This window comes from Pseudomonas sp. SWI44 (assembly GCF_002947915.1).
Lineage (GTDB): Bacteria > Pseudomonadota > Gammaproteobacteria > Pseudomonadales > Pseudomonadaceae > Aquipseudomonas > Aquipseudomonas taiwanensis.
Genome location: NZ_CP026674.1, coordinates 5,293,897 through 5,311,678, shown reverse-complemented (window position 1 = coordinate 5,311,678; position 17,782 = coordinate 5,293,897). Strand labels below are relative to the sequence as shown.

Here is a 17,782-nt window from a genome sequence, read left to right as displayed (position 1 = left end):
TAAATGATGAAGCATTCAGCTATTGAAGCTAATTCCTTGAATTATCTATGAAAAGCAAAAACGGCACAGCTCCTGCTCTCTTCCTCGCAACGCTGATAACGGGCCAGCGAACGGAAAGAAGGAATTGCCACCGTGGAGAAACTCGATAAAGGCCTTTTCCGCCGCCTGCTGATAGGGTGCGTACTGGGTTCATGCCTCAGTCTACCGGCCCAGGCCGACAACGGAATCATCGTGATCACCCGCGATGTCCAACCCCGAATGGCGATCCGCGCGCCGCTGGCGCCAGACCCCAACCCTACCACCGCCAACGCCAACCCCTCTGCCTACATCCTCAAGCAGACCAATGAGCTCAGTGATGGCGACTTCGCCAACATCACCAGCGGCACTGGTATTTCTTCGCTGGTCAACCAGCAGACCAACAACCTGGGCGGAGCCATCGGCAACCAGAACCAGCTTCCCAACATGGCCGCTGGCCGTGGCACAGGCGCAGGCAATGGCATCTCCAACATGGTCAATTCGAGCGTCCAGCGCGGTCTTGCACCGCTGCAGATCCTGACCGGAGGCAAATGAGATGAGGCAGACGTTGTTCATCCTTGCCGCGTTTTGCAGTGCATCGGCCTTGGCCCAGTCCCCCGTGATGAATGACGCTTCCATCGACAGCTCCGGCGGGCAGTACCAAGGCAACTTCTCCCTCAACCAGGCAGCGGGCGACCTGCAGCAACAGGTCAACGCCCGCGCGTTTGCCAATGGGCCGCAGGCCAGCGCGAATACGCAGATCCAACAACGCCTTCAATCCGTGATCGATCCGAACATGGATGCCCGAGCCAGCATTCAGGGCACCGCCTTCAGTCACGGCAGCGGCGCGCTGGGCATCAACCAGAGCGCAGGTGCCAGTACCCAGCAAGCCAACGCACTGAGCATCAGCACCAGTGCGCATCCGCAAAGTATCGACGACAGCGTCCTGATGCAGCAGAACGTGGCGCTGATCAAAAGCTCCGATCCAACCGATACCTCCCCTGGTTATCGCCAGGTCACCACCGGTGACCAGGCCTTCACCGGTAGCCGTGGGGTGATTCAGTTGAATCAGAGCGCCGGGGTGGGAAACCAGACGGCAAACACCCTGAGCGTACGGGTCGCGAACTGACCCAAAAAGGTAAGAACAACACTTAACCGAAAAAAAAGACGGAGAAACACCATGAAACCCTCGATGGCACTCAAGCCTCTGGTTTTCGCAATTGCTGCGGTCATGGCTGTTGCTGCACAAGCGGATCAGAACGATCGGCGTGGACATGGCCACCACGGCCACTACAACCCTCCTCCAAAACCTATCTACACCAGCGCTACTGCCACAGCTGACGACACCCAAAGAAGCACCAACAACTTCATCCTCAATGAAGGCACCGTCAACGAAGCAGAAATGAGCAGCTCGGCCGCAGGCGCGAGCGGCAACGTCGGCGTCAACGTGGCAGCCGGTAACGGCAACCAACAAGACAACGCGGCGGCTATCGCCAACACCGCGTCCGACAACTCTGCCATCGACAACAGCTTCGTCTTCGGCGACTCCGTGGCAACCGCAAACGTCGATCAACACAGCAACAACAACACCGTCAAGAACTGGTCGACCCAAAGCTCGGCTGTCATGAGCGGCTCGGCTGACGGTAGCAGCGGTAACGTGGGTATCAACATTGCTGGCGGCGACCTGAACCAGCAGAAAAACACCATGGCCATTGCCAACAACAGTGCGCCAATTGGTAACTCCACTGCCACTGCCACTGCCAAGCAGACCGGTCCAGGCCTGACCGTCATCAACCGTGCCGACCGCACCTATCGGGTGGATACGCTTACCTTCACCACCTCCAAGAGCGGTTCGTCCTCGCGCAGCGGCTCGTTCGATGCCAACATCGACAAGAGCTCCAGTTCGAGCTTCAGCGTGGCTGGCTCGCAAAGCAGCAGCGCCAGCGGTTCGAAGAGCAGCAGCGCCAGCGGCTCCAGCAGCAGCAACGCCAGTGGCTCTAGCAGCATGAACGCCAGCGGCTCCAGCAGCAGCAGCGCCAGCGGCTCGAACAACATGGCTGCCAATGGCTCGAACAGCTGGAATGCCAGTGGTTCGCATAACTCGAGCTCCAGCTCCACCTCGAGTGCTTCGCTCAGCGCCTCGCTGGATGCTTCGGCCAGTGCCGATGCAACCTCCAGCTCGTCGTTCGGCCCGTTCACCCGGACCCGCAGCGAAAGCTTCGACGGCTCGCTCAGCGCTAACCTCGACGTAGACGTCGATACCTCGAGTGACAAAACCCACGCGTCGTCCTTCGACAAGTCCTTCGATTCGTCGTTCGACAAGTCGTATAGCTCTTCGTATGACCGGACCCGCGACTCTTCTTACGACAAATCTCGCGACACCTCCTACGAGAAGTCTCGCGATTCTTCGTACGAAAAAGCGAGAGCCTCGGAGTGGGAAAAAGCCAACGCTTCGGCCTTCGAGAAGTCCGGCGAGAAAGCCTCGCAATCTTCGGACAGCATCTCGAAGAGCTACAGCGAGTCTAGCGAGTACGCACTGAGCAACACCGTGTCGTTCCAAGTGCTGACCCCGACCGGCTGGGCCAACCCTGTGACCAACACCGCAACCCTCAGTGGCTCGGTGAACGGTGGCAGCGGCAACCTGGGCGTCAACGTGGCAGCCGGTGTGGGCAACCAGCAAAGCAACTCGCTGGCCATCTCCAACACCTCGATGTAGCAACTGCGGCGTGGAGGCCCCCTGCGGGGGGCCTCTTTCTAACAAGAAATCAAAGGGGGGCGTCGAACATGCGCATTATCGCCTTGGCGTTTTTGCTGTGCATGGCCAGTGTGATCGAAGCAGCCCAGATGCCGTTGTCCGTCCTGCCGGGAGGCGCGGTCATCTACAAACCCATCCAGAGCATCCGCGAACGCAAGTTCGCCGACCTGGTGCAACAGAAAACCGACTTCAGTTGCGGCGCCGCGGCCCTGGCGACCATCCTGCGCCAAGCCTACTGGCTGGACGTCGACGAGCAGCAGATCATCGAAGGCATGCTGGCCCATGCCGACCCCGACCAGGTGCGCGTCCAAGGTTTCTCGATGCTGGACATGAAGCGCTACGTGGAAAGCCTCGGCATGCGCGCCCGTGGTTACAAGGTGGCCCCCGATACCCTGCACAGCATCCGTATTCCAGTGGTCGTGCTGATGGACATCCGCGGCTACAAGCATTTCGTGGTCATGCAGAAGGTCGATCGTGGTTGGGTCTACATCGGCGATCCGGTGCTGGGCCACAAGCGCTTCAAGGTAGAGGACTTTCTCAAGGGCTGGAACGGCATCATCTTCGCCGTCATTGGCCAGGGATACGACAAGAACAACATCCTGCTCGACCCACCGTTGCCGCTGAGCGCCAAGAACCGCATCAGTAACTTCACGCCGGTGCAGGACGCTGAGTTGATGGACTTTGGCTTTATCCAAAGCGACTTCTTCTAGCAATCAATGGGCAAGACGCTCCGGGAGCTCCCCATGAAAACTTCTACCTGGCTGGCCTTGATGTGCCTGGCCGCTACCCTGCCGACCCAGGCAGAGACATTCAAACCCATCGAGCTGAAGGATCAGGAGCTGGCCAACCTGCGTGGCCGCTACGTGATGCCGGGACGGATCGTCAGCTTCGGCATCGTCATGACCAGCACCTGGCAGAACGCCAATGGCGAGGTGATTGGCGCAACGTCTTCGATGCAGATTCAGCAATCGACCATCAAGCCGCAGTTCTATGTGTCGATGATCGACGAAAAAGGCACCGGCACCTCCCAACCCACGAGCAATGGCACAGGGACCGTCACCGGCGGCAGCGGCCTGAACACCACCGAAGGCGTGACCCAGGTGGTACGTGCCGCGGGTGACTTCAACACAGCACACAACAATGTCGCCATCAACGTGACCAAGGGCAACCAGGCCCCAACCAGCAGCCCCCAAGGTCAAGCCCTGGCTGACGGCTCCTCGCTGACCGGCAGCAACGGTGCGGGTTCGCTGAACGTGTCAGCTTCCGGCACCGGGGTTCAGATGAGCATCGTTGCCAATAACAACCAGGGCAACACCTTCCAGCGCATCGGCCAAGGTGGACTGATGCAGAACACGACATTGCTCGGTGCCAGCAACCGGGTCAGCAACCTGACGTCGCTCAATGTCGTGATGCGAGACAGTGCTCGCACGGCCGGCACGATGAATGTCAACCTGGACCAGCTCAAAGGCCTTCGAAACCTCGGATACTGATCTACGCTCAGTCTCATCGAATGCAGTCAGTCAGAAGGGACGGCTAACCCATGCACCGTTTGTTGACGCTAAGAGCTATCGTCTGTTTGAGTACCCTGGCACCGGCCACTCTGCTCCAGGCTGCGGCCGACCCGGAGGTCGAAGCGCTGAAACAGGAGCTTATCGCGCTGAAACAGCGCTATGAAGCACAACAGAACGCATTGATGGTGCTGGAGCAACGACTGCGCCAGGTCGAAGAGGCACCTCAGGCCCCAGCCCCGAAACGCCTGACCAAATCGCCTGCCGAAGGGGTCAAGGGCAGCCAGACCGTGGCCTCTGGCGCGCCCGGTACCACAGGCAGTTCCTACGGACAATCGTTGCAGGACAATTCCGAGCCCGCGCAAAGCGTGTCCAACCTGTATGACGAAGCCAGCGGCTTTTTCGGTGGCGGCAAGTTCAGCGTCGAGACCGGCCTGACCTATACCCATTACGACACCCGCGCCCTTACCCTCAACGGATTCCTGGCGCTGGATTCGATTTTCCTGGGCAATATCAACATCGACCGTATCAAGGCGGACAACTGGACCCTGGACCTGACAGCCCGCTACAACATGGATCAGCGCTGGCAGTTCGATATAAACGTCCCGATCGTCTACCGCGAATCCACCTACTCCTCAGGCGGCGCAGGCGGTGCCGCTGGGGTGACGTCCGATGATACGGTGACCCGCGACCCGGCCATCGGCGACGTCAACTTCGGGATCGCCTACAAGTTCCTCGACGAAGACGAAACCTGGCCGGACGCCGTGGCCACACTGCGCGTCAAGGCACCCACCGGCAAGGACCCCTATGGCATCAAGCTGATCCAGAGCCCTGGCAACGACAACCTGGCGGTTCCGGAAGACCTGCCGACCGGCAATGGTGTCTGGTCGATCTCGCCCGGCATCTCGCTGGTCAAGACGTTCGACCCGGCCGTGTTGTTCGCCAGCCTGCAGTACACCTACAACATGCAGGACTCGTTCAGCGACATCAGCCCGCAGGTCAATTCCAAGGTTGGCGGGGACGTGAAACTCGGGGACTCGTGGCAGATCGGCGGCGGTATCGCCTTTGCCCTCAACGAGAAGATGAGTATGTCGTTCTCGGTAACCGACCAGTTCTCGAGCAAGAGCAAGATCAAGCCTGACGGGGGCGACTGGCAGTCGATCAGCAACAGTGACTACAACGCTGCGAACTTCAACATTGGCATGACATTCGCTGCGACCAACAACCTGACGATCGTACCGAACCTGTCCATCGGGCTGACCGATGATGCGCCGGACTTCTCCTTCAGCCTCAAATTCCCTTACTACTTCTGAGTTGTGCGGGCCTGCCCGGCCCGGCAATTGGTAACCAACCTTGTAACCGACCGCTTTCCTGAACTTGGCCTGTTATCATCGAGCACAGAAACATGACGTTTTAATGGCAATAAGGAAAGTTTTCGTGAATGACCTGTTAGGCCACCCTCGCACCCGTCTTGCCGCCCTGGCGACCTTGGTGCTGGTGATCCCACTGGGCGCGCGCGCCATGTTGGGTTGGTCCAACGCTTTTGGTTACCTGTCGGACCTCGCGATCGGCAGCCTGCTGGTGCTGGCACTGCATCGCCGCCCCTGGTGGCTGGCCCTGCCGGTGCTTCTGGCCTGGGCCGGGTTCTGGGTGACTTCGGCGGAGCTGGTGAGTGCAGTGGGCCGGCTGCCCACCGCCGCCGACCTGGGCTACCTGACCGACCCACAGTTCGTGGAAAACTCCACCGGTGGCGGCCTTGCCCATGCCTGGCTACCCTGGGCACTGGCGCTGGGCCTGCTGGGGTGGCTGGCGAGCCTATCGTTCGGGGCCCGTTCGCCTGCTACTCCCTTACCCCGCAAGGCCTGGGCCATTCCCGTGCTGCTGTTCGGCCTGCACTGGAGCGGTCAGCACCTGGCGCCGTCGGACGCCGACCAATGGCGCCAATACAACCTCTCCCACCAACTGCTGGCAGCAGGCGTCGGCAGCGTGCAGCAACGTGCCCTCGATGCGTTTGGCGAACAACAGCCCGTAACCCCGCTGCCAAGCGCGGGCCTTACCCAGTCCGACTTGCATGGCCGCAAGCTGTTGGGCGTGCCCGGCCAGGCGCGCAACCTGCTGGTGATTACCCTCGAAGGTATTCCCGGGGCTTACATCAGGCCTAATCGCCAGGCCCTGAATAGCCGCTTCGACGAAGAGCTGATGCCCAAGCTCAGCCACTGGGCAGAGCGCGGCATGAATACCCCGGATTACGTGCTGCATACCCACCAGACCATTCGCGGCCTGTACGCCATGCTCTGTGGTGACTACGACAAGCTCGCCAACGGCACTCCCAAGGGCATGGAGCTGTTGACGCAGCAACAGCGCAATCAGGCTTGCCTGCCGGCGCAGCTGCGTCAGGCAGGATTCACCACCCATTACTTGCAGGGTGCAGGCCTGCGTTTCATGGCCTAGGACCGGATCATGCCGCACATTGGCTTTGACTCGGTGAATGGCCAGGAATGGTTCCGCAACGGGAACTACCTGGAGTTCCCCTGGGGCAAGGATGACCGGGCCTTCTTCGAGGGTGCGCTGGACTACGTGGGCCAGCTACGCAAACAGGACAAGCCGTGGATGCTCACCCTGCTGACCGTGGGCACGCACCAGCCCTACTCGGCGCCCGAGCAGTACCTGGAGCGGTACGATACCGCCAAGCAGGCGGCAGTGGCCTATCTGGACGATGCCATTGGCGCGTTTCTCGACAGCCTCGAACAACAGGGTGTCCTCAAGGATACCCTGGTAGTGGTTACGTCCGATGAGTCCCACGGCATCGACGGAGTCCGCCTGGCATCATCCTGGGGTTTCAACCTCACCCTCGCCCCCGAGCAAGCCGCATTGCCCCGCGTGAACCGCGGCACCTATGGGCATATCGACCTAGCCACTTCGTTGCTCGATTACTTCGCACTGCCCATTCCCGCCGCCCTCGGCGGGCGCTCGCTGTTTCGCGACTATGACAGTGGCCGCGAGATGATCGCCTACACCAACGGCATGCTTCGCTACCATGACGGCAAGGGCGTGTTCACCGAGTGCGACTTCCAGCAGCGCTGCCGGCGATACGCCAGCGAGGGATTCATTGCCGACCAAGCCAAGTACCTGGGGCCAGGCGATGCGATTACCGGGCTGCAGATCAGCGCTCTGGCCGGAGTGCTCGACCAGTCCTTGCTGCAGACACCGCTGAACCTTCGCTACCAGTTCGGCGGTCCGTCCGCCATCCCGCTGCAAGCCCGAATACACGACGACTGGGCCGATAACCTGATCGGCGCACAGTATCTGGAACTGCCGGAGGGCTCGCACACCAGGGTACGGGTCAAGATCCGCTCCCTCGACCCGCAGCACAATGCCTACATTCAGCTCAAAGCCAAAGAGCTAGAGCGGGATGTACCATTGGGGCTACCTGAAGAAATGCTGGTAACGGCGGACCAGCCTCTGGACATGGAGTTCGGTTTCGACAACCCGACTGAGCGCAAGGCGTTTTCTTTCCATTTGCTGGGGTACGGCGGTGGCGAGGTGGAGGTCAGTGACTTCAGTGTGATCACAGCGCTGCCGGGCGAGGACGAGGCTGTCGAGGAAATTGCCGACGGGCATATTGCGCAGTCGAGTTGAGACGCAGTGCCAAAGTGTCCAGGCTGCTTCCGAACAACCCCACACGTTGAGTCAGCCCGGCTGAATGCTTACCTGATCTGATGCTTGTGCAGCAGGCGATAGAAGGTTGGCCGCGACACCCCGAGCACCCGCGCCGCAATGCTCAGGTTATCGCTGTGCCGGTTGAGCACATCGCACAATGCCTGACGTTCCGCGCGGTGCTTGTAGTCCTCCAGCGTGCCCAGCGGCTGATCCTGTTGCTCCACTACCTGCAAACCAAGGTCCTGCGCCTCAATCTGCCGCCCTTCGGCCAGGACCAAACCTCGCCTCACACGATTGGCCAGTTCCCGCACATTACCCGGCCAGTCGTGTCGGCCCATCGCAGCCAGCGCATGGTCGCTGAACGAACGCGGTCTGCGCCCAGTTTCCAGGCTGTAGAAATGCGAAAAGTGGTTGGCGAGCATCGACAGGTCACCATGGCGGTCGCGCAGGGGCGCAGTCACGACCTGCAGGACGTTCAGCCGGTAATAGAGGTCTTCGCGAAAGCGGCCCTGTTCGATGGCCTTCTCCAGGTCCACATGGGTCGCGGCCAGTACCCTGACGTCAACGGGGATAGGTTGGCTGCCTCCCACCCGTTCGATGTGCTTCTCTTGCAGAAAACGCAGCAAATTGGCTTGCAACTCCAACGGCAAGTCACCGATTTCATCGAGAAAGAGCGTACCGCCGTGCGCTGCTTCGATTCGCCCGACCTTGCGCTGGTGGGCACCCGTGAAAGCCCCCTTTTCATGACCGAACAGTTCGGACTGGATCAGGTGTTCCGGGATCGCGCCGCAGTTAATGGCGATAAACGGTTGATCGAAGCGTTGCGACTGACGGTGCAACGTGCGGGCCACCAACTCTTTGCCCGTGCCACTTTCTCCCCGGATCAGCACCGGCGATTCGGTCGGCGCCAGTTTGCCCAACAACTTGCGCAGTTCACGGATGGGTCTGCTGTCGCCAAGCAGTTCGTGCTCAAGCTCCTCCACCTGCATCGCACCTTTGCCACGCAAGCGCGCCATGCCAAACGCACGCCCCAAGGTAACTTGAACCCTGGACACATCGAACGGCAAGGTGTGGAAATCGAAGAACCACTCGCAGACGAAATCTCCGACGTTCTGCATGCGCAGCTCTTCAGCGCTCAACACGGCAATCCATTCGGTGTTGCTGCGCTTGATCATGTCCTTGACTGCGTCGGGGTGGCGCAGGTGCGACGCCTGCAGGCGCAGCAAGCCGACATCGCATGGGTACTCCAGCGCAGCGCCCAGCGTACAGCTATGCACATCCCAGCCCGCTCCACTCAGGCCTGGCAAAAGACGGTGGCAATCGTCGCAAGGATCGACAATGAGCAAGCGGCGTTGAGATGCAGGCTCGTGCATAACCTTTCCTTGGCGCCAAATTATGGTTTTTTACATGAAAACAGTAAGTTGCGACGCCCGAATTAACAGTAGCAACGAACTTGGCGCCGCCCACTACCGTTTGTCTGTAAACGGGAGTGGCTACAATTCGACAAGGGAATTTTCACCGGTTGATGACGTCACACGGGGCGTAGAATGGAGAGTCATTTCTCCGCCCCCAAAAAATTTACAACTGCCATGTGACTTGAACACCGACTTGGAGCATCAGTACGAATAACCCCGCGCTGCGTATCGCGAAATGTTTTAGCGAGCACTCGACAACGCGGACTTCACTTCGATGTTTGGGACCATAGAGAGACCGAACCATGAATGCCCCGCTCCGTGTCAACGAAGCACTGCTGATTGCCGACCATGCCTTTGAACCCTTCCAGTGCGTTGCCTGGGATGCCCCAAACGGTTCGGGCGAGCTGAGTCTGGCAGTCATCGACCGGACCAGCACCCGTATCGGCAGCAAACAGGTTTCCTCGCGTATCTATTCCGACCCAGCGCAATGGGCGAACCTGATCGAGGAAGTGCGTGCCGAACTCTCCGAAAAAGGTTATGACCTGCAACCTTGGTCGATGCCGAAGTAATAGCTGCGGGTGACACAAGTGCGTGCCAGTGCACGCACCTGTGAAACATGTGCTGTTACTGCCACGGCAACTTTCCTTATTGCGGCACAGTGTCGCAGCCTGCTGACAAGTGTCACTTTTGCATTACCTTGAAGTTTTGCAGGTGCTGGTATTCGGCTTGCAGTTCTTCGGCCAATTGTCTGGCACGCCCCAGGCGTACTGGCGCCATTTCCATATCCACCAGCAGGGTGTCGCAAGCCAGTGGTTGCACAGCGCCCCAACGCTGCAGGCGGCCATCGGTGAACACCAGGCAGCGCTGCAGCTCCTGTGGACAGGCCTTGCGCCGCGCCAGCAGCCACTGACGAGCCTGGTCCAAGGCCGCGATCAGGGGGGTACCACCACCGGCGCCCAGCGCCTGCAACCAGGGTTGCAACGCTGCAGAGGCCTTGAGGCCATGGCGCTGCCATTGTGGCGTACCTCCGCTGGCGGTCAGCAAGGCCAGACGCGCTCGCTGGCGATAGGCCTGGTCGAACAGCTCTGCCAGCAGCCCTTTGGTGTGTGCCAACGCCTGGTAACGACGGGTCGACGCTGAGGCGTCGACGATCACCAGCCATAATTCGTTCTCTTGGGCCCGCCGCTGTTGCCAGCACAGATCCTTGCGCACGCGTGGCCGCCCCTTGAGCAGGGTCGGCAACCAGGCAACCCGGCCGGTGGCAGCCGCCTGAACACGCCCCCGGCTGGCGCCCTTGAGCGGTCCGACGCGGGGCCTGGCATCCGTCGCCTTGGCGTCAGGCGGGCGGATGCTCAGGGCTTTTTTGCCCAGTTCGGCACCTCGCGGCGGGCCCCGGTGGCTACCGGCTGAGGCGCCATGGCGCCCCAATCACCCTGCCCGCCTTGCCTTTGCCCTTCTCCTTGGCCGCCCTCAGGCGCTGCCGATGGCGGCATGGCGGGGGGCGAGACCCGACGGCGGTGGCGCAGGGCGAACTCCGCTACGGCGTCGACATCTTCCTCTGCAATGACTTCGGCGCCGCGCCAGGCGCAGTGGGCGCGGGCTGCTCGCAGCCAGACCAGATCGGCACGCAGGCCATCGACGCCAGCGGCGAAGCAGCGCTCGGTGATCCAGGCCAGAGCCTGGTCACCCAGGGCAATACGCTCGAGCCGCTGACGCGCGGCCTGACAGCGTTCACGCAGTTGCGCCTGGGCTGCGGCCCATTGCGCGCAGAACGCTTGAGGGTCGCTGTCAAAAGCCAGACGGCGGCGAATGATGTGCTGACGAGCGTCTGGGGTAGGCACCCCTTCAAGAGCCACATTCAAGCCAAACCGGTCCAGCAGTTGCGGGCGCAGCTCGCCCTCTTCCGGGTTCATCGTGCCAATCAGCACGAACCGGGCGCTGTGGCGATGAGAAATGCCGTCGCGCTCGACTCGGTTGGTTCCGCTGGCCGCCACATCCAGCAGCAAGTCCACCAGGGTATCGGGCAGCAGGTTGACTTCATCGACGTACAACACGCCGCCGTCAGCCTGGGCCAACACTCCTGGGGAAAACTGCGCCTTGCCCTGGCCCAGCGCCGCGTCCAGGTCAAGCGTACCGACCAGCCGCTCTTCACTGGCGCCCAAAGGCAAGGTGACAAACGGCCCTTCACCCAGCAAATCCGCCAAACCACGCGCCAAGGTGCTCTTGGCCATGCCGCGCGGACCTTCGATCAGTACGCCGCCAATCCTCGGGTCGATGGCCGTCAGGCACAGCGCCAGCTTGAGGTCGTCGGCGCCAACCACGGCCGCCAGGGGAAATTGTACGGGTTCACTCATTTCAAGCCTGTTCCTCGCCGTCGAGCAACTGCTCCTCGAGGGCCTCTCGATAATCGCCTGGGGCCTGCCAGAGGCCTCGTTGCTGAGCCTCCAGCAAGCGCTCGGTCAGATCGCGCAGGGCCTCTGGATTGTGCTCGCGCATGAATTCGCGCGTCGCCGGGTCGAGCACATAGGCATCGGCCAGGGACTGGTAATGATGGTCATCGATCAGGTGCGTGGTGGCATCGAAGGCGAACAGGTTGTCGACCGTCGCGGCCATTTCGAAAGCCCCCTTGTAACCGTGGCGCTTCACCCCGTCGATCCACTTGGGGTTCAGCGCACGCGCACGAATGACCCGGTTCAGCTCTTCCTTCAGGGTACGGATACGGGGGCGGTCGACCTGGCTGTGATCGCCGTGATAACTGGCCACTGTCGTACCGGCCAGCGTCTCCGAGGCCGCCAGCATGCCACCCTGGAATTGGTAATAGTCGTTGGAGTCGAGCACGTCGTGCTCGTGGTTGTCCTGGTTCTGCAACACCGCCTGCACCTGACTCAGGCGACGGGCGAACTGAGTGCGTGCCGGTGTGCCCTGGTCAGCGCTGCCATAGGCATAACCACCGTGGTTGAGGTAGACCTCGGCCAGGTCCTCACGCTGCTGCCACAAGCGTCCATCGATGGCGTTCTGCACGCCGGCGCCATAGGCGCCTGGCTTGGCACCGAAAACCCGCCAACCCGCTTCACGGGCGGCCTGCTCGGCCGAGACGCCTTGTGCGATCAGCACTTCACGCTCACTGCGCACCCGAGCCGCCAGAGGGTTAAGGTCATCTGGCTCATCCAGTGCAGCCACCGCTTGCACGGCGGCATCGAACAGCCGGATCAGGTTTCCGAAGGCATCTCGGAAAAAGCCCGAAACACGCAAGGTCACGTCCACCCGAGGGCGGTCCAGCAGGCTCAGGGGCAATATCTCGAAATCATCGACCCGCTGGCTACCGGTCGCCCACACCGGCCGAACGCCCATCAATGCCATGGCCTGGGCGATGTCGTCGCCCCCCGTGCGCATGGTTGCCGTGCCCCAGACCGACAGGCCCAATTGGCGCAGATGGTCGCCATGGTCCTGCAGATGACGCTCCAAGACAAGGTTGGCCGAAGCGAAGCCCAGGCGCCAAGCCGTGGTCGTGGGCAGGTTGCGCACATCCACGGTGTAGAAATTGCGGCCGGTGGGCAGTACGTCCAGACGGCCACGGCTGGGCGCACCACTGGGGCCGGCAGGCACGAAGCGCCCCTCCAGCGCTGCCAGCAGGCTGCCGATTTCGGCCGCCCCACAAGCATCCAGATTCGGCGCGACCTCGTCCTGCAGCGCCTGCACCACCTCACGTACCGACTGCCACGGGGCTTGCTCGGGCAGTCGCAGCGTGCCGGCCAGGGCTTGCTCGATCACCTGCAAGGCCATCAGTTCGAGGCGTTCGCGGGTGTCGCCACAGGTTCGCCACGCCGAACCGCTGACGGCCTGCAACACGTCGGGGCGCGGCCCTTGCCAGGGTTGACCGAGCTCGCAGTCCAGCGGATCGAAGCCCAATTCCAGCGCCTTGGCCAGGGCTCGCGGCAAGCTGGCGTTGCCACCACGACCATCGCCACGCTCTACCCGCAGCAAGGCGAGCAAGGTATCCAGACGCAGCCGTCCTTCAGGAGATTGGCCGAACACATGCAAGCCATCGCGGATCTGCGACTCCTTGAGGTCGCACAGGTACGTATCCAGACGCGGCAACCATACCGTTGCGTCGTCCAGCTGGCCTTCGAGCTGAAGTTCGCGGTCGATATGGTTGACCTTGACCAGTTCGAGTATGTCGCGCTGAAGCTCGCGGGCACGCCGCGGGTCAAGCAGTTGCGCCTCGTAGTATTCATCGGCCAGTTGTTCCAGGTGGCGCAGCGGGCCGTAGGTTTCGGCGCGGGTCAGTGGCGGCATCAGGTGGTCGATGATCACCGCTTGGGTACGGCGCTTTGCCTGTGCGCCCTCACCCGGGTCGTTGACGATGAACGGGTAGATGTTCGGCAGCGGCCCTAGCAATGCATCGGGCCAACATTGGGCGGATAGGCCGACCCCCTTGCCAGGCAGCCATTCGAGGTTGCCGTGCTTGCCGACATGGATCACCGCATCGGCGGCGTAGGCATGACGCATCCAGAAGTAGAACGCCAGGTAGCCGTGCGGCGGAACCAGATCGGGGTCGTGGTAGACGGCGCTGGGATCGACCTGGTAGCCGCGTGCGGGCTGGATGCCAACGAAGGTCAGGCCAAAGCGCAGACCCGCTACCATCAGGCGGCCACTGCGGAACATCGGGTCCTGCTCGGGCGGCCCCCAGCGCTCCAGCACGGCTTGGCGGTTGGCATCCGGCAGACGTTCAAAGGCTGCCTGATAATCCGCCAGGCTCAGGCTCTGGGCACAGGGGCGCTGGTCCACGTGGTCGAGGTCGTTGGTGACACCGCCCAGCAGTTGATGGATCAACGCGGTGCCGCTGCCAGGCAGCTCGCTCGTCGGATACCCCTCGTCCTGCAGGGCCTTGAGGATATTCAATGCAGCGGCCGGCGTATCCAGGCCGACACCGTTGCCAATGCGCCCGTCACGGGTCGGGTAGTTGGCCAGCACCAGGGCGATGCGTTTCTGGCCATTGGGCAGGCGCGCAAGCTCCACCCAGCGGCGCGCCAACTCGGCAACGAAATCCATGCGCTCGGGATGGGCGCGGTAGCACACCACGTCCGCCTGGCTACGCTCGCTGCGCCAGGCCAGATCCTTGAAACTCACTGGCCGGGTGATGATGCGCCCGTCAAGCTCGGGCAAGGCGATATGCATGGCCAGGTCGCGGGCGCCCAGGCCCTGCTCGCTTGCATCCCAGCCGGGCTGGTTGTCCTGGGCGCAGATCGCTTGCAGAACTGGAATGTCGCGCCGGAATGGTCGCGAATTGGGTCGCTCTGGGCTGGACAGGGCAAACCCGGTCGTGTTGATCAGGACTTCGGCTTCGACCTCTTCCAGCCAGGCCTCGACCTGCTCCAGGCAGGCGCTCTCCTTGAGGCTGGCCACCGCGATGGGCAATGGATTGAGCCCGGCCTTCTGCAAGCGCTTGCAAAACACGTCGATGAATGCGGTATTGGCCGCCTGCAAGTGCGAGCGGTAAAACAGCACCGGTGCCACCGGCTGTTCCGGGCGCCAATGGCCATACCAGTCTTGGATTGACGCACTGGCCTTGGTGGGGTGATAGACGGCGGTCCGGGGCAGCGGTTGAGGCTCGTCCCAGGCGTAGTCGCAGCCCAGCCACTGGCTAGCGATGCAGTTGAACAGGTTGACGGCATTGGCCTTGCCGCCCTGGCGCAGGTAGTGCCACAGGCGGTCCGCCTGCTCGGGGGCCACCGTGCTCAAACCGGTAAGTTCGGGGTCCGGGCGATCATCGCCGGGCACCAGAATCAACTGCACCCCGCGCGCTGCCAGTTCGACCAGCTGTTCGACGCCATAGCGCCAGTAGCCGACGCCGCCGTGCAGCGAGACCAGGATCACCTTGGCATGGCGCAGCACCTGGTCGACATACAGGTCGACCGAAGCATGGTTCTGCACCTGCATAGGGTTGGCCAGACGTACGCTGGGGAAGCCAGGCGGCAGTTGCTCGGCGGTGTCGGCGAGCAACGCCAGGTGCGAATCGCCGCTGCAGAGGATCACCAGGTCGGCGGGGGTCTGGCCGAGGTCGGCGATGCTGTCGTCCGGCACGAAACCGCCGGGCTGGGTCCGCAGCAGGTGCATGGGTCAGGCGCCCAGGGCCTTGCGCAGACGCGCTTCCAGTTCACTGGCGTTCAGCTCCTGGCCGATCAGCACCAGGCGGGTGATACGCGGCTCGTCGGCGCGCCAGGCACGATCGAAATGCTTGTCGAAGCGCGTGCCCACGCCCTGCACCAGCAGGCGCATCGGCTTGCCCGGAATGGCCGCGAAGCCTTTGGCGCGCAGAATGCCGAATTCGACCACCAACTGGGTCAGGGCATCGAGCAGCAAGCTTTCATCGGCTTCGGGCAGGTCGATGGAGATGGAGTCGAAGGCATCGTGGTCATGATCGTCATGGTCGTCGTCATCGTGGTGCGAATCGTGGTGGGTGCGGCGACCGTCAATATGCGCCTCGGATTCAGCCCCCACGCCCAGTAGTACGTCCAGTGGCAGACGACCGCTGCTGGCTTCGATCACCTTGACTGCTGGCGGCAGCTCTTCGGCGACTTCCGCCCGGACCTTAGCCAGGCCTTGGGCGTCGATCAGGTCGGCCTTGTTGAGCACCACCAGGTCGGCACTGGCCAGTTGGTCGGCGAACAGTTCGTGCAGCGGCGATTCGTGGTCCAGGTTGGGGTCGAGCTTGCGCTGGGCGTCTACCTGGTCTGGATAGGCTGCGAATGTGCCGGCGGCCACCGCCGGGCTGTCGACCACGGTGATGACGGCGTCCACAGTGCAGGCATTGCGAATTTCCGGCCACTGGAAGGCCTGTACCAGGGGTTTTGGCAGGGCCAGGCCGCTGGTTTCAATGAGAATGTGGTCGAGGTCGCCACGGCGCGCCACCAATTCGCGCATTACTGGGAAGAACTCTTCCTGTACGGTGCAGCACAGGCAGCCATTGGCCAGTTCGTAGACGCGTCCGCTGGCTTCTTCCTCGGTGCAACCGATGCTGCACTGCTTGAGAATTTCGCCGTCGATGCCCAGTTCGCCGAATTCATTGACGATTACCGCGATACGGCGGCCTTGGGCATTGTCGAGCATGTGCCGGAGCAACGTGGTTTTGCCCGAGCCGAGGAAGCCGGTGACGATGGTGACGGGTAGCTTGGCCAGTGTTTTCATGTCGCAATGCCCTTGGCAGGATGGCGGGCATGCGGGACGAGAGCCACGGGCCAGTGGCCGGGCTTGTTCGCCACCGGATCACCCCGCCCGGTTGAAAGTCGAAATCGTCCGAGGCAGGTCTCCTGGCTTGCACTGCTTCGCCCTCTCTCTGCGGGGGCTTGTGGGATGACGCCTTCCCGCGCTTGGGCGCAGTGGCTGTGTCGATCCGTTGTCGGTGCTTACAGTTGCGGGGGCAGCCGCGGCTTGTACCGCGTTCCCGTCTTAGCTTCGGCGCAGCCGAAGAACCTCGAAGCGGCAAGGCTACGCGTGGGGTGGCAGGTGGTCAACTGTTCGCACAATCGCTCGACCCATTTGTAGCCGGTCTTTCGGCTGATCTCGTAGGCCTGGCATAGGGCGCTGAAGCTGGGCGCCCCTTGCAGGAATTCGCGATGAAAAGCATTTTCAGGTCCATAGGTTTCAGCTCTCGCCAAGGCATGGTCAGAACCTCGAATACCGACCCTGTCAGTCAAAGACTGTTACCTATGTGCGTGATCTGATTTGTAACCCATGTGGGTGAGTCATGCCGCCAGACCTTTTTGGCTACTTTTTGGGGCGTCTGCCAAAAAGTGACCCGCTGTAAGAGCGGAAAGGTGATTGAGCGTCGCTTTGGCAAATGGATATGCCCACGCATCCATAAACCAAAACTTTGAAGCACAGATTTAAGGGCGGCATTCAGATAGCGTGAATATCCATTCGCCATGGAGGCGCTCATTCACCTTTTCGCCTTTACGGCGACCTACTTTTGCTCTTGGGCAAAAGTAGGCAAAAACCGCTGGCTCCTATCATCCGGCCTACTGACGTCGCAATTTGCAGCGTCTGGGATATCGCGCATGAAAAGCAAAAGCGGCGCTTGAAATACCTAATCCGAACAACAACAACAACAACAACAACAACAACAACTGAACCAGCCGCACATTCAATATTAAAACCATAAATGCGAGGCAAATTTTCTTTTGCTTCGCTTTGCTCTTGCTTCTAGCGCGCGGTAGTTCAGGCGCCACCTCATGCGACTTCAGGAGGCCGAGCGCAGGGCTTGCGCAGGGAGGTGACGGGCATGGATGCCCGTCAAGCGCTGCGGCCCAGGAGGGGCCGTTCAGCGCGGTCCTCCCGGAGCAAGCCCGGAGCGAGGGAACCCCGGAGCGCAGCGCAGGGGCCGGATGATAGGAGCCAGACTTTTTTGGTTACTTTTTGGGGCGTCTGCC

12 protein-coding genes, 2 pseudogenes and 1 riboswitch are annotated in these 17,782 nt (G+C 61.6%); of the genes and pseudogenes, 8 read left to right on the top strand and 6 right to left on the bottom strand.

Annotation, left to right across the window (positions count from 1 at the left end; translation table 11 throughout):
* Nucleotides 1-132: 132 nt before the first annotated feature.
* The 7 genes and pseudogenes from C4Q26_RS25030 (at nucleotide 133) to C4Q26_RS25000 (ending at nucleotide 7,917) form a co-directional block, all read left to right on the top strand.
* Nucleotides 133-570 (top strand): hypothetical protein, encoded by a 438-nt coding sequence (locus C4Q26_RS25030; protein ID WP_027907336.1) that lies wholly within the window; start codon nucleotides 133-135, stop codon nucleotides 568-570.
* Between the two features lies 1 nt (nucleotide 571).
* Complete coding sequence (locus C4Q26_RS25025) at nucleotides 572-1,144, top strand: hypothetical protein (protein ID WP_023380802.1); 573 nt, start codon at nucleotides 572-574, stop codon at nucleotides 1,142-1,144.
* A gap of 51 nt (nucleotides 1,145-1,195) precedes the next feature.
* On the top strand, nucleotides 1,196-2,731 hold the full coding sequence (locus C4Q26_RS25020; RefSeq protein ID WP_023380803.1) for a hypothetical protein: 1,536 nt from the start codon (nucleotides 1,196-1,198) through the stop codon (nucleotides 2,729-2,731).
* Nucleotides 2,732-2,799: 68 nt separating this feature from the next.
* Nucleotides 2,800-3,480 (top strand): C39 family peptidase, encoded by a 681-nt coding sequence (locus C4Q26_RS25015; protein WP_023380804.1) that lies wholly within the window; start codon nucleotides 2,800-2,802, stop codon nucleotides 3,478-3,480.
* 33 nt (nucleotides 3,481-3,513) lie between these two features.
* A complete protein-coding gene (locus tag C4Q26_RS25010; protein WP_023380805.1) occupies nucleotides 3,514-4,260 on the top strand; it encodes a hypothetical protein in 747 nt (248 codons plus the stop codon).
* Nucleotides 4,261-4,310: 50 nt separating this feature from the next.
* Nucleotides 4,311-5,591: a hypothetical protein gene (locus tag C4Q26_RS25005; RefSeq protein WP_023380806.1), complete on the top strand. Its 1,281-nt coding sequence runs from the start codon at nucleotides 4,311-4,313 to the stop codon at nucleotides 5,589-5,591.
* Between the two features lie 103 nt (nucleotides 5,592-5,694).
* A pseudogene (locus C4Q26_RS25000) lies at nucleotides 5,695-7,917 on the top strand (LTA synthase family protein).
* A gap of 68 nt (nucleotides 7,918-7,985) precedes the next feature.
* On the opposite strand, the gene C4Q26_RS24995 reads toward C4Q26_RS25000, so the two are convergent.
* A complete protein-coding gene (locus tag C4Q26_RS24995; protein WP_023380808.1) occupies nucleotides 7,986-9,311 on the bottom strand; it encodes a sigma-54 dependent transcriptional regulator in 1,326 nt (441 codons plus the stop codon).
* Nucleotides 9,312-9,655: 344 nt separating this feature from the next.
* Between C4Q26_RS24995 and C4Q26_RS24990 the strand changes: the two genes are divergently transcribed.
* The gene (locus tag C4Q26_RS24990) at nucleotides 9,656-9,922 is read left to right on the top strand and encodes a hypothetical protein (RefSeq protein WP_023380809.1); all 267 of its coding nucleotides are present in this window, start codon (nucleotides 9,656-9,658) and stop codon (nucleotides 9,920-9,922) included.
* Between the two features lie 112 nt (nucleotides 9,923-10,034).
* On the opposite strand, the gene C4Q26_RS24985 is transcribed toward C4Q26_RS24990, so the two are convergent.
* From C4Q26_RS24985 to C4Q26_RS28485, 5 genes and pseudogenes are all read right to left on the bottom strand, one after another.
* The gene (locus tag C4Q26_RS24985) at nucleotides 10,035-10,595 is read right to left on the bottom strand and encodes a VWA domain-containing protein (RefSeq protein ID WP_256583329.1); all 561 of its coding nucleotides are present in this window, start codon (nucleotides 10,593-10,595) and stop codon (nucleotides 10,035-10,037) included.
* Nucleotides 10,596-10,705: 110 nt separating this feature from the next.
* Nucleotides 10,706-11,707: an ATP-binding protein gene (locus tag C4Q26_RS24980; RefSeq protein ID WP_104883836.1), complete on the bottom strand. Its 1,002-nt coding sequence runs from the start codon at nucleotides 11,705-11,707 to the stop codon at nucleotides 10,706-10,708.
* Nucleotide 11,708: 1 nt separating this feature from the next.
* Entirely contained in the window at nucleotides 11,709-15,470 is a 3,762-nt protein-coding gene (gene cobN / locus C4Q26_RS24975) for a cobaltochelatase subunit CobN (RefSeq protein WP_104883835.1), read from the bottom strand.
* Between the two features lie 3 nt (nucleotides 15,471-15,473).
* Complete coding sequence (gene cobW / locus C4Q26_RS24970; protein ID WP_023380813.1) at nucleotides 15,474-16,541, bottom strand: cobalamin biosynthesis protein CobW; 1,068 nt, start codon at nucleotides 16,539-16,541, stop codon at nucleotides 15,474-15,476.
* A gap of 94 nt (nucleotides 16,542-16,635) precedes the next feature.
* Nucleotides 16,636-16,845, bottom strand: a riboswitch (cobalamin riboswitch).
* Between the two features lie 34 nt (nucleotides 16,846-16,879).
* A pseudogene (locus tag C4Q26_RS28485) lies at nucleotides 16,880-17,016 on the bottom strand (IS481 family transposase); the annotation flags it as partial.
* Between the last annotated feature and the right edge of the window lie 766 nt (nucleotides 17,017-17,782).

Coding starts and splice junctions, on each gene's coding strand:
- C4Q26_RS24995 (WP_023380808.1), bottom strand. CDS start 9,311: ATGCACGAGCCTGCATCTCAACGCCGCTTGCTCATTGTCGATCCTTGC.
- C4Q26_RS25025 (WP_023380802.1), top strand. CDS start 572: ATGAGGCAGACGTTGTTCATCCTTGCCGCGTTTTGCAGTGCATCGGCC.
- C4Q26_RS25005 (WP_023380806.1), top strand. CDS start 4,311: ATGCACCGTTTGTTGACGCTAAGAGCTATCGTCTGTTTGAGTACCCTG.
- cobW (WP_023380813.1), bottom strand. CDS start 16,541: ATGAAAACACTGGCCAAGCTACCCGTCACCATCGTCACCGGCTTCCTC.
- C4Q26_RS25020 (WP_023380803.1), top strand. CDS start 1,196: ATGAAACCCTCGATGGCACTCAAGCCTCTGGTTTTCGCAATTGCTGCG.
- C4Q26_RS25010 (WP_023380805.1), top strand. CDS start 3,514: ATGAAAACTTCTACCTGGCTGGCCTTGATGTGCCTGGCCGCTACCCTG.
- C4Q26_RS25015 (WP_023380804.1), top strand. CDS start 2,800: ATGCGCATTATCGCCTTGGCGTTTTTGCTGTGCATGGCCAGTGTGATC.
- cobN (WP_104883835.1), bottom strand. CDS start 15,470: ATGCACCTGCTGCGGACCCAGCCCGGCGGTTTCGTGCCGGACGACAGC.
- C4Q26_RS24980 (WP_104883836.1), bottom strand. CDS start 11,707: ATGAGTGAACCCGTACAATTTCCCCTGGCGGCCGTGGTTGGCGCCGAC.
- C4Q26_RS24990 (WP_023380809.1), top strand. CDS start 9,656: ATGAATGCCCCGCTCCGTGTCAACGAAGCACTGCTGATTGCCGACCAT.